The organism is Arsenicicoccus cauae, assembly GCF_043162025.1.
GTDB classification, from domain to species: Bacteria; Actinomycetota; Actinomycetes; order Actinomycetales; family Dermatophilaceae; genus Arsenicicoccus; species Arsenicicoccus cauae.
The window spans coordinates 2,554,090-2,568,005 of the sequence record NZ_CP171001.1 but is presented as its reverse complement, the minus strand read 5'-3'; the positions used below and the strand labels follow the sequence as shown (position 1 = coordinate 2,568,005).

General features: G+C 73.3%; 13 protein-coding genes. 6 read left to right on the top strand and 7 right to left on the bottom strand.

Going from position 1 to position 13,916, the window contains the following annotated elements; translation table 11 throughout:
• Window positions 1-144 precede the first annotated feature (144 nt).
• Window positions 145-1,197 (top strand): asparaginase, encoded by a 1,053-nt coding sequence (locus ACF3NS_RS11965; protein ID WP_392466274.1) that lies wholly within the window; start codon window positions 145-147, stop codon window positions 1,195-1,197.
• A gap of 11 nt (window positions 1,198-1,208) precedes the next feature.
• Here ACF3NS_RS11965 and ACF3NS_RS11960 read toward each other — a convergent pair whose 3' ends face one another.
• The 4 genes from ACF3NS_RS11960 to ACF3NS_RS11945 all read right to left on the bottom strand — a co-directional run bounded on the left by ACF3NS_RS11960 (window position 1,209) and on the right by ACF3NS_RS11945 (window position 5,607).
• The gene (locus ACF3NS_RS11960) at window positions 1,209-1,403 is read right to left on the bottom strand and encodes a ubiquitin-like protein Pup (protein ID WP_392466272.1); all 195 of its coding nucleotides are present in this window, start codon (window positions 1,401-1,403) and stop codon (window positions 1,209-1,211) included.
• A gap of 67 nt (window positions 1,404-1,470) precedes the next feature.
• Window positions 1,471-2,979: a depupylase/deamidase Dop gene (dop, locus tag ACF3NS_RS11955; protein WP_288799146.1), complete on the bottom strand. Its 1,509-nt coding sequence runs from the start codon at window positions 2,977-2,979 to the stop codon at window positions 1,471-1,473.
• Between the two features lie 10 nt (window positions 2,980-2,989).
• Window positions 2,990-3,544 (bottom strand): TetR/AcrR family transcriptional regulator, encoded by a 555-nt coding sequence (locus ACF3NS_RS11950; RefSeq protein ID WP_154592811.1) that lies wholly within the window; start codon window positions 3,542-3,544, stop codon window positions 2,990-2,992.
• On the bottom strand, window positions 3,541-5,607 hold the full coding sequence (locus ACF3NS_RS11945; RefSeq protein ID WP_392466270.1) for an MFS transporter: 2,067 nt from the start codon (window positions 5,605-5,607) through the stop codon (window positions 3,541-3,543). The genes ACF3NS_RS11950 and ACF3NS_RS11945 overlap by 4 nt, the downstream gene beginning before the upstream one ends.
• Before the next feature lie 140 nt (window positions 5,608-5,747).
• Here ACF3NS_RS11945 and ACF3NS_RS11940 point away from each other — a divergent pair, with 140 nt between their 5' ends.
• The 3 genes from ACF3NS_RS11940 to ACF3NS_RS11930 all read left to right on the top strand — a co-directional run bounded on the left by ACF3NS_RS11940 (window position 5,748) and on the right by ACF3NS_RS11930 (window position 7,846).
• Window positions 5,748-7,100: a M20/M25/M40 family metallo-hydrolase gene (locus tag ACF3NS_RS11940; protein ID WP_288799789.1), complete on the top strand. Its 1,353-nt coding sequence runs from the start codon at window positions 5,748-5,750 to the stop codon at window positions 7,098-7,100.
• A 96-nt stretch (window positions 7,101-7,196) separates the two neighbouring features.
• Window positions 7,197-7,406: a hypothetical protein gene (locus ACF3NS_RS11935; RefSeq protein ID WP_288799790.1), complete on the top strand. Its 210-nt coding sequence runs from the start codon at window positions 7,197-7,199 to the stop codon at window positions 7,404-7,406.
• A 65-nt stretch (window positions 7,407-7,471) separates the two neighbouring features.
• Complete coding sequence (locus ACF3NS_RS11930) at window positions 7,472-7,846, top strand: DUF3054 domain-containing protein (RefSeq protein ID WP_288799792.1); 375 nt, start codon at window positions 7,472-7,474, stop codon at window positions 7,844-7,846.
• A 160-nt stretch (window positions 7,847-8,006) separates the two neighbouring features.
• Here the strand turns inward: ACF3NS_RS11930 and arc are convergent, their stop codons facing one another.
• The 3 genes from arc to ACF3NS_RS11915 all read right to left on the bottom strand — a co-directional run bounded on the left by arc (window position 8,007) and on the right by ACF3NS_RS11915 (window position 12,099).
• Window positions 8,007-9,641, bottom strand: coding sequence for a proteasome ATPase (arc, locus tag ACF3NS_RS11925; protein ID WP_392466266.1), 1,635 nt, complete (start codon window positions 9,639-9,641; stop codon window positions 8,007-8,009).
• Window positions 9,638-10,846, bottom strand: coding sequence for a tRNA (adenine-N1)-methyltransferase (locus ACF3NS_RS11920; RefSeq protein ID WP_392466265.1), 1,209 nt, complete (start codon window positions 10,844-10,846; stop codon window positions 9,638-9,640). Before ACF3NS_RS11920 ends, arc begins: the two co-directional genes overlap by 4 nt.
• Window positions 10,847-10,914: 68 nt before the next feature.
• Complete coding sequence (locus ACF3NS_RS11915; RefSeq protein WP_392466264.1) at window positions 10,915-12,099, bottom strand: M50 family metallopeptidase; 1,185 nt, start codon at window positions 12,097-12,099, stop codon at window positions 10,915-10,917.
• 57 nt (window positions 12,100-12,156) lie between these two features.
• Between ACF3NS_RS11915 and ACF3NS_RS11910 the strand changes: the two genes are divergently transcribed.
• Both ACF3NS_RS11910 and ACF3NS_RS11905 read left to right on the top strand, forming a co-directional pair.
• Entirely contained in the window at window positions 12,157-13,029 is an 873-nt protein-coding gene (locus tag ACF3NS_RS11910; RefSeq protein ID WP_288799417.1) for a PD-(D/E)XK nuclease family protein, read from the top strand.
• Between the two features lie 31 nt (window positions 13,030-13,060).
• Entirely contained in the window at window positions 13,061-13,864 is an 804-nt protein-coding gene (locus ACF3NS_RS11905; protein ID WP_288799418.1) for a hypothetical protein, read from the top strand.
• The last annotated feature ends 52 nt before the right edge of the window (window positions 13,865-13,916 follow it).

Below are 13,916 nucleotides of genomic sequence, written 5' to 3'. Positions count from 1 at the left end.
CGGTGGTATGACGGGCCCCGGCCCGTACCCCACCGGCGTGGACGCGGGCCGACCCCCGCAAGGATATGTCCGTCCTCGTCCGGTTCGGACCATTCCCTCGGATCCGCACCCGGACGCAGGCACCGGAGCGGGCATGATGTCCGCATGGCCGATGCAACTGCTGCCGCCCCTGTCGTCGTGCCCGTCGTCGGCCCTGGCGGGTCCCTCCCCCACGTCGTGGTGGTCGGCACGGGCGGGACGATCGCGGGGTCGTCCGCCGCGACCACCGCCAAGCACTACCAGGCCGGGGTGGTGACGGTCGAGGACCTGCTCGCGGCCGTCCCGCAGGTCGGCCAGCTCGCTGCCGTCACGTGCGAGCAGCTGTGCCAGATCGACTCGGTCGAGATGGACCTGCCGCTGCAGCTGCGCCTCGTCCGCCGCGTGGCGGAGCTGACGGACCGGGAGGACGTCGACGCGGTGCTGGTCACCCACGGCACGGACACCCTGGAGGAGTCGGCCTACCTGCTCCACCTGCTCGTGCCGTCGGACAAGCCCGTCGTGGTCGTCGGGGCGATGCGGCCGGCCGACGCGCCCGGCGCCGACGGGCCGAGCAACCTGCTGAACGCCGTCCGGGTGGCCGCGCACCCGTCGTCGCGCGGCCTCGGCACCCTGGTCGTCGCGGGCGAGGAGATCCACTCCGCGCGTGACGTCCGCAAGGAGCACACCTCCCGCGTGGACGCCTTCGGCTCGCTCAACGGTCCCCTCGGGGAGGTCGCCGGGGGTGTGCCGCGCTACGCGCATGGGCCCAGTCGGCTGCACGGCCGGGCGTCGGCATTCGACCTGGAGGCGCTCGCGGGCCTCGACGACCTGCCACCGGTGGAGGTGCTGGTCACCCGGGCCGGGCTGCCGGGGTCGATGGTGGACGCGGTGGTGGCCACGGGCGCGCGCGGTCTCGTGCACCTCGGCCCTGGCGCAGGCAACATCCCCGAAGGGGTGGCGCGGGCGCTCGACCGGGCGCGCGCGGCCGGAGTGGTGGTCGTCCGGTCGACCCGCGTCGCGTGGGGGACCGTCGCGCGCGGTGGCGCCGTCGACGACGCCGGTCACGACTTCGTGGCGGCGGGCGACCTGGGTCCCTACAAGGCGCGGGTGCTGCTGGCGCTCGCCCTGGCCGTCACCGACGACACGGCCCGGATCCAGGAGGCCTTCGACACCCACTGAGGGTCAGCGGGTCACTGACCGCCCTTTTGCACGAAGCCCTTGACGAACTCCTCGGCGTCGGACTCCAGCACGAGGTCGATCTCGTCGAGAACCGAGTCCAGGCCTGCGTCGTCGACGCTGGTGCTCACCGGCGCCGTGGGGACGGGCGCCGGCACGTCGGCCGGGTCGGGCTCGCGGCGCTGGGGCTGGATCTGCTCCTGGGACATGGGTGCCTCCTGTGCGGGCGGTGACGTGCTGGTGCGGGCGGTGGTCGTGCGGGCGGTGCTGGCTGGGTCAGGCGATGCGCTCGAGCAGGTCGGCCATGGTGGGGCTGGCCTCGACGATGCCCTGCAGGTGGGCGCGGGTGCAGCGCTCCGGCTCCGGCAGGGCCAGCCGACTGGGCGGCTCCCCCGGCGTGCGCCGGACGATGACGGAGTCCCAGGACGCGGCGAGCAGCTCGTGGGGGTAGCGCTCCACCATCGTGCCGCGCAGCCAGGCCCGCGTGTCCTCCGGCGGCGCGGTGACGGCCGCCTGCACCTGCTCCGGGGAGGTGAACCGGTCGATCCGGCCGGCTGCCTCCAGCCTGTGGTGCAGCCCCTTGTCGGGGCGCACGTCGCTCCACTGGATGTCCATGGCGCGCAGCCGGGCGTCGTCCCAGGCCAGGCCGTCGCGCGCGCGGTACTGCTCGAAGAGCGCGAGCTTGGCGACCCAGTCCACGCTGTGCGCGGCCGACAGGACGTCGTCGCCCAGCATGACCATGAGGTGGTCCCAGCGGGTCATGATCTCCTGCGTCTCCTCGTCCAGGTCCTGGCCGTAGTGACGCGACAGGTGGTCGTCGATCATCTCGTAGTGGGCCCACAGGAGGTCGAGCCCCGTCATGCGGCGACCGTCGGCGAGCTCCACCGTCGTCGTCAGCGTGGGGTCGTGCGAGATCTGTCGCAGCGCCGCCACCGGGTCGGCCAGGGTGAGGGTGCGCGGCACGTCGTCGTGCTCGATGAGGCGCAGCACCAGGCTCGTGGTGCCCAGCTTGAGCAGGGTCGCCGTCTCGGCCTGGTTGGCGTCGCCGATGATGACGTGCAGCCGGCGGTAGCGGGTCGGGTCGGCGTGCGGCTCGTCGCGGGTGTTGACGATCGGGCGGCGGATGGTGGTCTCGAGCCCCACCTGCCGCTCGAAGAAGTCGGCGCGTTGGCTGATCTGGAAGCCCGCCTGGTGCGACTCGGGGCCGATGCCGACGCGGCCGGCCCCGCAGATCACCTGGCGCGCCACGAAGAAGGGCATGAGCTGCCGCGCCACCGTGGCGAACTCGACGTCCCGGGCCAGCAGGTAGTTCTCGTGGGTGCCGTAGGAGCTGCCCTTGCCGTCGGTGTTGTTCTTGTAGAGGTTGATCTGCCGCCCCGACTGCTCCGCCTGGCGCTGCACGGCCTCGGCCATCACCAGCTCGCCGGCGCGGTCCCACACGACGGCGTCGTGGGGCGAGGTGACCTCGGGCGAGGAGTACTCCGGGTGGGCGTGGTCGACGTAGAGCCGGGCACCGTTGGTGAGCACGACGTTGGCCGCGATCTCGTCGTCCTCGTCGGTCAGCTGGCTGGAGTCGGCGACCAGGCGCGGCATCTCGTGCCCGAACTGGTCGGTCAGTGGCGACTCGGTCTCGTAGTCCCACCGGGTGCGCGAGACCGTGATCTCGGGCCGCGTGGCGTAGGCGTTGACGATCTGTCCCGACAGCACGATCGGGTTGGCGTGCGGCTCCCCCGGCACGGAGATGCCGTACTCCGTCTCGATGCCCATCACTCGGCGAACGGTCATGCCGCCCACCCTAGTGCGAGCCCGTGACAGACCCCCCTCGGTCGAGGATCCGCTGGACCGCGTCGCCGTAGCGATCGACCAGCTCCTCGTCCCGCGTCCGGTCCGACAGCAGGCCCAGCACCCTCGCCGACACCGCGAGCCCGACGAGCGTGGCCACCACCATCTCGGCGGTCTGCTCGGCCGTGGCCCCACCCCCGAGGCGGGCGGCGAGCGGGACGGCATACGCCTGCCGGAATCGTGCCCGGACCTCCTCGATGTCCGGGGCCGGCAGGGCGAGGACGACGGCACGGGCGAGCGGCTCGGGCCCGTCGGATCCGAGCCGTCCGACGACGCTGCGGACGAGTTCGTGGCCCAGGCGGTCGACGGGGTGCGACAGGTCCTGCTCGTCCGGCGCGAACTGCACGGAGGAGCTGAAGAGCTGCGCCTTGCTGCCCACGAGCTTCATGACCAGGGACGGCGAGACGCCGGCCTCGGCCGCGACGTCGCGCACCGACACCGAGGAGTAGCCGCGCTCGGCGAAAAGGCGCCGGGCAGCCCGGACGATCAGCTCTCTGCTCTCGCTCACCGACCGATCCTCTCAGGTGTCCGCGTGCCCTCGCCCGCGACACCGCGGGGCCGCGCCGGCTGCGCCTCACCGGCCACCGGGCCAACCGCCGGGCCAACCGCCGGGCCCAGGTCGAGGTCGACGTCGCGCGGCACGCCCGTGAGCGTGACGCCCACCGACGAGGTGCGACCGCTGCCCGCGTCGACGCCGGTGACCACGTGGCGCCCGTGCGTCGACAGCGGCAGGACGTAGCGGCCGTCCGGGCCCGTCGTGGTCGTCCCCGTGACCTGGCCGGCGAGCGCCGTCATCGTGACCAGCGCGCCCTCGACGGGCCGCCCGTCCGCCGTCACCCGCCCCGCCAGCTGCAACCGGTCCCCCAGGTCGATGTCCTGGACGTGCGCCCCCTGCACGCGGACGACCTCGCTGTGCGGCGCCCAGCCGTCGGCGGCCGTCACCGTGAGGTAGTCGCCGGGCCCGGGGAGCACGATCGCGTAGCTGCCGTCGGGCTCGACGCGCGCCCAGTCCACCTGGTCGCCCGCGAGGTCGACGACGGTCACGACCGCGGACCGCACCGGGCGCGCGCCGGCGGCGGTCACCCGGCCCGCCACGACGATCTCCTCGGGCTCCTCGCCCTGCCGGTCGACCTGCTCGCGGGCCGGGAACTGCGCCGATCCGGCGCTCGGGAGGAACGCCGCCACCAGCGCCGACACCAGCGCGGCGAGCGCGCAGACCCAGAAGATGTCCTTGAACGCGTCCAGGGTCGGCAGCGAGACGTCCCCGAGGCGGGTGACGGTGCTCGTGAGGATCATCGCGACGACGGCGCTGGCCGAGGACGTCCCGACGGCTCGCAGCAACGAGTTGAGGCCGTTGGCGGAGGCGGTCTCCGAGATCGGCACGGAGGCCATGATGAGGGTGGGCATGGCGGCATACGCGATCGCGGTGCCGGCCGAGACCAGCATCGCCCCGACCACGATCTGCCACAGCTGGTCGACGAGGAAGACCCGCAGCACGTAGCCCCCGGCCAGCACGAGCGCGCCGGTGATCAGGGTCGTGCGGCCGCCCCAGCGACGGGTGATGGCCGCGGACGCCGGCGACAGGACCACCATCATCAGACCGCCGGGGACCATGGCGAGGCCCGCCTGCAGCACGTCGAGTCCGAAGCCGAAGCCCGTCCGCTGGGGCAGCTGGAGGAGCTGGGTGGTGGAGAGCATGTTGCCGTACATCGAGAACCCGACCAGCACCGACGCGACGTTGGTCAGCAGGACCGGGCGGCGCGCCGCGGTGCGCAGGTCGACCATCGGGGTCCCGGTCCGCAGCTCCCACGGCACCCACATCGCGAGGAGCACGACCGAGACGACGGCGAGGACCAGGGTGGTCTCGCTGGTCCAGCCCCAGTGGCTCCCCTTGGTGACCGGGAGGAGGAAGGCGACCAGCGCCAGCGACAGCAGGACGGCCCCGACCCCGTCGAAGGACCCCGGGGTCCTCAGGGTGGACTCCGGGACGACGAGCGGTATGGCGACCAGCATGGCCGCCGCCATCAGCGCGGAGACCCAGAACAACGCGTGCCAGCTCGTGTGCGCCGAGATCAGCCCCGCGAGCGGCAGGCCCGCGGCGGAGCCGATGCCCAGGGTGGCCGACATGAGGGCCACGGCCCCGCCGACACGCTCGCGGGGCAGCTCGTCGCGCATGATCGAGATGCCCACGGGGATCAGCGCGGCCGCGAAGCCCTGCAGCGCCCGCCCCGCCACCACCACGGCGAGCGTCTCGCCCAGGGCACCGAGCACCGACCCGAGGATCTGCAGGACCAGGCAGACCATCATCATCCGGCGCTTGCCGTGCATGTCGGCCAGGCGGCTGACGATGGGGGTCGCGACCGCGCTGGTCAGCAGGGTCGCCGTCACGAGCCAGGACGCGTCCTCGGCGGTGGTGCCCAGCAGCGCCGGGAACTCCGGCAGCAGCGGCACCATCAGGGTCTGCTGCAGCGCCACGATCGTGCCGGTGAGCGCCAGCACGGTGGTGACGAGGGTGGGGTCGGGGCGCCTGCGGTGCAGGGCGGCCCGGGTCGTGGTGGGGGTGGCCGTCACGCGTGCCTCTCAGGTCGTTGGTGCTCGGGTCGTCGGGGTAGGGCGCTGGATGAGGGTGAACGAGTGTTCACCCGGGTCCAGGTTAGCGCAGGCGCGGCGGTGGCTAGGCTGGCGTCATCCCCACTCATCGAGGAGCTCAGATGGATCTGTCCGCTGCCCGCGACTACGCCCGCGAGGCCATGCCCCGACTGCTCGAGGACCACGCCACCCTGGTGGGCCACCCGTCCGTCGCCTTCCCCGGCTACCCCCGGGAGCCCATGGACGCCATCGCCCAGGACCTGCTCGAGATGTTCCGCCGCAACGGCGTGGCGGACGTCGAGCTGCTCGACATCCCGGGCGGCTACCCCGCGATCCACGCCGTGGTCCCCGGCCCCGAGGGCTCGCCCACCGTCACGATGTACGCGCACTACGACGTGCAGCCGTGCCCGTCCTCCCAGCAGTGGCACTCCGACCCGTGGGTCGCCACGCGCAAGGACGACGGCCGCATCTACGGCCGCGGCACCGCCGACTGCAAGGCCGGCGTCATCGCGATCCTCGGCACCATGGGCGCCTTCGACGGCACACCGCCGTGCACCGTCCGGCTGCTGCTGGAGGGCGAGGAGGAGACCTTCAGCCACATCGAGGACTGGGTCGCCGCCAACCCCGAGATGGTGCGCAGCGACGCGTTCATCATCTGCGACTCCGGCCCGTCCAAGGTCGGCGTCCCGTCCATCACCTCCGGCCTGCGCGGTGACGTGGCGTTCACCGTCACGCTCACCACGCTGGACAACGCGGTGCACTCGGGCCTCTTCGGCGGCGCCGCGCCGGACGCCCTGGTCGGCATGATCCAGCTGCTGTCGACGATGCACGACCAGGACGGCAACACCGTCATCGAGGGGCTGCACTCCTTCGAGTGGGAGGGCGCGGACGTGGACGAGGCGGAGTTCGCGGCGTCCGCCGGGGTCAAGGACGGCGTGGGCCTGCAGGGCACCGGACCGCTGGCGTCGCGGCTGTGGTCGCGCCCCTCGGCCACGGTCATCGGGCTCGACATGGTCCCGGTCGACCAGTGCTCCAACGCGCTCGTCCCGTCGGTGCGGGCCCGGATCTCCGTGCGCATCGCCCCCGGGGCCGACATGGCCCAGGAGCTCGAGACGGTCATGGAGCACCTGCGCCGCCACGCCCCCTACGGCGCGACGCTGGAGTTCTCCGACGACAAGGCCGGCTCCCCCTTCCTCGGCGACACGTCCGGGCCGATCACGGCCACCGCGCTGGCCGCGCTCGAGGAGGTCTACGGCAGCACGCCCGCCCAGGTCGGCTCCGGCGGCTCGATCCCGCTGGTCACCGAGCTGCTGCACGCCTCCCCCGGCGCCGAGGCGATCCTGTGGGGCCCCGAGGACGAGGAGAAGGCCAAGATCCACGGCCCCGACGAGTCCGTCGACCCCGCCGAGATCGAGCGGATCATGCTCGCGCAGATCCGCTTCCTGACCGAGCTGGGGGCACGCTCCTCCGGCTGACCGCCCGCGCACCAGGGGTGGGGCATGACAGGTGTCATGCCCCACCCCTGACTGCTGTGCGTATGCCGTCCGCCCGCCGCCCGGCAGGGTTGAGGCATGACACGAAACCGGTACTACTGCGTCGTCTTCCCCATCCTGTGCCTGGTGCTCGGTTACCTCGGGTACTGGCTGCACGAGCACCGCGGCCTCGAGTACGGCCCCACCGGCATCGCCATCGCGGTCCTCGCCGTCGCCGGCGGCTGGCTCCCGCAGCATCGCCGCCAGGACGCCACCGCGGCCCCGACGGCTGAGCGACCCGCCTCCTGACCTCACGGTTCCCGTGCGGTATGCCGAGACAGGGGGCGGCATACCGCACGGGTAGGGTCGAGGACATGCGTGTCTCGGCCCCCCGTCTCTCGGCCTTCCTGCTCCTGGACCTGCTCCTCGTCGTCGCCTTCGCGGCGATCGGACGACGCTCGCACGCCGAGACCGGCGCGCTGGTGGGGGTCCTGAGCACCGCGTGGCCGTTCCTGGTCGGCTCGCTGGTCGGGTGGGGCGTCGCGCTCGCGGCGCGGCTCGTGCCGACCACCGTGCGCGGCGGCGTCCCGGTCTGGCTGTGCACCGTGGCGGTCGGAATGCTGCTGCGGGCCGTCACGGGGGCCGGCACCGCGTTCAGCTTCGTCCTGGTCGCGACCACGGCGCTGGCCATCCTCCTGCTCCTGCCCCGGGTCGTCGTGGAGCGCTCGCAGCGCCGCGCCGGCGCCTGACCCGCACGCCCCTCACCCCCAGCGCCCGTCACCTCGCGCGCCCGCCACCCCGCGCCGGGGGCGAGGGTGTCTCGCTGTGCAGGGTGCGACGGGCGCGGCCACGTGGGTCGGCCGGGTTCTGGCTGGGCCGGTCCCGGGTGCGCCGGCGAGGCGGGCGCGGTCAGTCGACCTTGAGGTCCTTGCCGCCGACCAGCGTGTGGAGGTTGACGATCCGCTCGCCGCGCTTGCCGGAGATGCGCGCCCAGTCGTCGGGGTTCGTCGTGTTGGGGAGGTCCTCGTTCTCGCGGAACTCGGCGACGTAGGCGTCCATCAGGTGCTCGAGCCGCAGCCCGCGCTCGCCGGTGGTGATCAGCGCCTTGATCGCGGCGGTCTTGGCCCGGTCGACGATGTTCTGGATCATCGCCCCGGACGCGAAGTCCCGGAAGTAGAGCACCTCCTTGGCGCCCGACAGGTAGGTCACCTCGAGGAAACGGTTGTCCTCGCTGGCGGCGAACATCCGCTCCATCACGGCGTCGATGAGGTCCTCGACCGTCGCGGCCGGGTCGCCGTCGTGGTCGTCGAGCTCGTCGGCGTGCAGCGGGACCTCCGTGGTGAGGTACTTCGCAAAGATCTCGCGCGCGCCCTGCTCGTCCGGGCGCTCGATCTTGATCTTGACGTCGAGGCGGCCCGGCCGCAGGATCGCCGGGTCGATCATGTCCTCGCGGTTGGAGGCGCCGATGACGATGACGTTGTCGAGGCGCTCGACGCCGTCGATCTCGGCGAGCAGCTGCGGCACGATCGTGGTCTCGACGTCCGAGGACACCCCGGACCCACGGGTGCGAAAGAGCGAGTCCATCTCGTCGAAGAACACCACGACGGGCGTCCCCTCGTCGGACTTCTCCCGCGCCCGCTCGAAGATCAGGCGGATGTGCCGCTCGGTCTCGCCGACGTACTTGTTGAGCAGCTCGGGGCCCTTGATGTTGAGGAAATAGCTCTTGGGCGCCTCCTCGCCGGTCTGCCCGTTGCGCTCGGCGACCTGGCGGGCGAGCGACGCGGCGACGGCCTTGGCGATGAGCGTCTTGCCGCACCCGGGCGGGCCGTAGAGCAGGACCCCCTTGGGCGGGCGCAGGTGGTGCTCGCGGTAGAGCTCGGGGTGCAGGAAGGGCATCTCGACCGCGTCGCGGATCTGGTCGATCTGCGGGGACAGCCCGCCGATGTCGGCGTAGGAGATGTCCGGCACCTCCTCGAGCAGCAGCTCGGACACCTCGGCGTGCGGCACGGTCTCGAGCACGAAGCTGCTGCGGGCGTCCAGCAGCACGGCGTCGCCCGGGCGCAGCCGCACGCCCTCCAAGGACCCCGCCACCCGGACCACGCGCTCCTCGTCGTTGCGCAGCAGCACGATCACGCGGTGGTCGTCGAGCCGCTCCTTGACGATGACGATCTCACCGGCCTGCTCGTAGTCGGCGAGCCCCACGACGACCAGCGCCTCGTTGAGCCGCACCTCGCGCCCCGGGCGGATCTCGGCCATCGGCAGGTCCTTGGACACGGCGACCCGCAGCTTGCGCCCGGCGCTGGTGATGTCGGCGGTGCCGTCGTCATATGTCCGCTGCACGACCCCGTAGGTCGACGGCGGTGCGGCGATCCGGTCGATCTCCTCGCGCAGGCTCGTGATCTGGTCGCGGGCCGCCTTGAGCGTCGTGGTGAGCCGCTCGTTGGCCTGCCCGAGGGCGCCGTTGGCGGTCCGCAGCGCCGACAGCTGGGTCGTCAGGTCGCGGATGCGGGCGGCGTGCGCCTCGCTGGTCGGGTCATAGCTCACCGGTCCACCTCCTGCTCGTCGGGGCGGTCCTCGCCCGTTGCGTCCTCGTCGGTCCGGGCCGTATGCCGGTCCGCCGGCGTCTGGCCGTGGTCGCCGTCTCGGCCGTGGTCGCCGTCTCTGCCGGGGTCGCCGTCGCCGACCTCGCCGTCACGTCGCCGGGGCGCCATGTCGGGCGGGGGTGCCTCGCCGGTGACCGTGCGGCGGATCTTGCGCAGCCGCTTGTCGGAGACCACGCGCTCGCCCACGTCCTCGGGCGTCCACTCGCGGTCGACCTCCACGCCGAAGGGCTGCTCCTCGGGGTCCTCGGGGCCCTTGGCCGGGCGGCGCTTGCGCAGCGGCGGGGTGACCCCGGGCGCCAGACGGCGCGTGGTGATCAGGAAGCCGGTGTGGCCGTGCATGCGGTGCACGGGACGCACGGCGAGGCCCTCCAGGTGCCAGTCGCGCTCGATCGTCTCCCAGGCGTGGGGCTCGGTGAAGCCGCCGTGCTCCTTGGCCCCCTCGGCGACGCGGGACAGCTGGGTGGCGGTCGCGACGTAGCAGATCAGCAGGCCGCCCGGCACGAGCGCGTCGGCGACGGCGTCGAGGCACCCCCAGGGCGCGAGCATGTCGAGGACGACGCGGTCCACCGACCCGGGGGCGCAGACCTCGGGCAGGGTCTCGGCCAGGTCACCGACCGTTACCGTCCAGGCGGGGTGGTCGGCGCCGAAGAAGGTGCGGGCGTTGCCGCGGGCGATCTCGGCGAAGTCCGCGCGCCGCTCGAAGGAGTGCAGGCGCCCCTGGTCGCCGATGGCGCGCAGCAGCGACATGGACAGGGCGCCGGACCCGACTCCGGCCTCGACGACGGTGGCGCCGGGGAAGATGTCGGCATACTGCACGATCTGGCCCGCGTCCTTGGGATAGACGACGGCGGCGCCGCGCGGCATGGACATGACGTAGTCCGACAGCAGCGGGCGCAGCGCGAGGAACTCCTCGCCGGCGGTGTTGGTGAGCGTGGACCCGTCGGGCAGCCCGATGACGCCGTCGTGCAGGATGCGGCCGCGGTGGGTGTGGAACTCGCCGCCCGCCGCGAGGGTGATCGTGTGCATCCGCCCGCGCGCGTCGGTCAGCTGCACCCGCTCGCCGGGCTGGAAGGGGCCTCGGCGTCCGGCCGCGCCGGTGGGCTGCGGCGGGGCGAGGGGCGCGGTGGCGTCGGGCTGTGTCGTCATGGTCCTCCCACTGTAGTGAGCCGCACCGACAGACCCCGACCGCGTTCGGCGCCGGGCCCTCCTGCGGGTCAGGCGCGACGCGTCGCCGCGTCCTCGACCTCCCCGGCGTCGAGCAGCCCGTGGCCGCCGCTCGGCAACCGCACCAGCACCACGCCGGCCCCGAGCTGGGCCATCCGCTCGACCGCGTCGGTGACGGGGGCGTCGGGCGGCAGGTCGACGACCCAGCCGGACGGCTGCTGGTGGGCCACCGCGAGGACGGGGGTGGCGGCCTGCTGGTCCACGGGCACCGACTGGACCGCGCGCGGGTCGACCACCGCCGTCGGCACCCCCTGCGCGTCCGTCACGGCGACGACCTGCGCCCCCTGGACGCCGTAGAGCCGCACCGCGTCGGCCACGGAGGAGCCCGTCGGCACCAGGGCCGTGGGGTGCAGCAGGTCGCCGAGGCGGACCCGGTCGAGCAGCGCGCGGGCCCGGGCCGAGCGGATCGCGCCGCCGGCCCCCGCCCACAGGAAGCTGCCGATGACCGCGCCCCAGGCGATCGAGAAGAAGTCGGGTGCCCGGCCGGCGAGCAGCGGCCTCCCGATGAACCACAGGGCCACCAGCGCCGCGAGGACGCGTCCGCTCCACCCCGCGACCAGCAGGCCCGCCGTGCGGCGACCCGTGATCCGCCATACGAGAGCATCCAGCACGAAGCCGCCGTCCAGGGGCAGGCCCGGCAGCAGGTTGAAGACCGTCACGAACGCGTTGGAGTAGGCCATGGCGCCCATGAGCAGCCGCGGCACCCCCTCGGGCGTCACGGCGAGGAGCTGCCACGAGGCGACGGCGAGGATCGCGTTGGCGACCGGCCCCGCGAGGGCCACCATGGCGCTGCGGCCGGGGGTGTTGGTCTCGGACTGGTATGACGTGTGCCCGCCCATCAGGTCGGCGACGATCCGGTGCACCCGGTGCCCGAAGGCCTGCGCGGTCAGGGCATGGGCCGCCTCGTGCGCGAGGACCGACACGAGCAGCAGCAGCGCGTAGGCGAACGCCACGGCGTACGCCCCGGCCCCGAGATCGGGCCGCGACCGGGACAGCGACGGGCCGAAGGTCGCGAGGATGACCAGGACGAGGATCGGCCAGGTGCGCCCGAGATAGATCGGCGTGCCGCGCAGCGACCCGATCCGCCAGCCCGGGTGGGTCTGCGCCTCGGCGTCCACGGCCGGCTCGAGGGGGCGGTCGGGCGGCGTCGGCTGGGGTCCACGCGGGTCGGACATGGCGCGAGCCTACGTGGCGCAGGGGGTATGTCGGTGCCAGGTCCTATCGTCGGTCCCATGGTTGCCGCCCTGTCCCCGAGCCGAGCCGCCGACTTCATGCAGTGCCCGCTCCTCTACCGCTTCCGCGTGATCGACCGGCTGCCCGAGCCGCCGTCGTCCGCCGCGGCGCGGGGCACGCTGGTGCACTCGGTGCTGGAGCGGCTGTTCGACGTGCCGGCGCCGGAGCGCACGCTCGAGCACGCGGCGTCCCTCGTGGGGCCGCAGTGGGAGGCCCTGCTGGCGGAGCGGCCCGAGCTGGCCGAGCTGATCGGGGACGGCGACGAGGCCACCGAGCTCGCGACCTGGCTGACCTCGGCGACGGCGCTGGTCGAGCGGTGGTTCGGGCTGGAGGACCCCACCGACCTCGAGCCCGCCGAGCGTGAGCTCTATGTCGAGTGCGACCTCGACGGCCTGCTGCTCCGGGGGTATGTCGACCGCCTGGACGTCGCGCCCAACGGCATGATCCGCGTGGTCGACTACAAGACCGGGCGCTCCCCGTCGGTGCTCTTCGAGGGCAAGGCGCTCTTCCAGATGAAGTTCTACGCCCTCGTGCTGTGGCGGCTCCGCGGCGTGGTGCCGTCGATGCTGCAGCTCGTCTACCTCGGCAACGCCGAGATCCTGCGCTACCAGCCCGACGAGGCCGACCTGCGTGCCACCGAGCGCAAGCTCAAGGCGCTGTGGCAGGCCATCGTCCGGGCCGCCGAGACCGGCGACTGGCGGCCCAACCGGTCCCGGTTGTGCGACTGGTGCGCCCACCGCGACCTGTGCCCGGCGTGGGGCGGCACTCCCCCGCCCATCCCCGAGGGGGCGGTCGCGCGCGCTCTCGACCCGGCCGCCTCGGCCCCGGTCGACCGCGACGTCGAGGACGAGGACGACCCGCTCGAGGCCTGACGCGACCGTGGCCTGACATGATCGGGGCGTCATGACTGTCGCCCACACGATCGCCACGCCCGCCGTCGCAGGGGGCGCCGTCGCCCAGGTGCTGCCCCGGCTGGGGGTGACCCCGGAGCGGGTGTCGCTGATGTGGCTGCTGGTCGCCTTCGTGGTGACGACGGTGCTGACGCGGGCGGCGACGCGCTACATCCGGCATCGGGCCGACCGCGCCCCGGCCGGCGCCCGACCACGCGGGCCGATCCGCGACATCCTCATCAACGGCGTCCACATCCACCACCAGGTGTGGGGGATCCTGCTGATCCTGGTCGTCGGCCTCCTCCAGGTGGCCTACCGCCCGACCGGGGTGGCGGCGGACCTCGCGGCGGCGGCGTTCGGCGTGGGGGCGGCGCTGACGCTGGACCAGTTCGCGATGTGGCTGCACCTCGAGGACGTCTACTGGGCGCCGCGGGGCCGCACCTCCGTCACCGCCCTGATCACTACCGCCATCATCGCCCTCGCCCTCCTGCTCGGCACCGACCCGCTCGGGCTCGCGTCGACGCCGCGCGGGTCCGGAGCGGTGCGCTGGGCGGTGTCGGGTGTCCTGTTCGTCAACGTCCTCGCCGCCGTCGTCTGCCTCCTCAAGGGCAAGCCGTGGCTGGCGGTGGTCGGCATGTTCGTGCCTGGCATCGCCTGGGTCGGCGCGGTCCGTCTCGCCCGCCCGCGGTCACCCTGGGCGCGGCGACGTTATGCGGCCGGCAGCGAGCGCGAGCGGCTGGCGCAGGCGCGCCAGCGTCGCCACGAATCCCGGTGGAACGCCGTCGTCGACTTCATCGGCGGACCCCCCTCCCGCTGACGGACCACCCCCGCCCGCCATTGGTCACCAATGACGTTTCCCCCACTTGTTT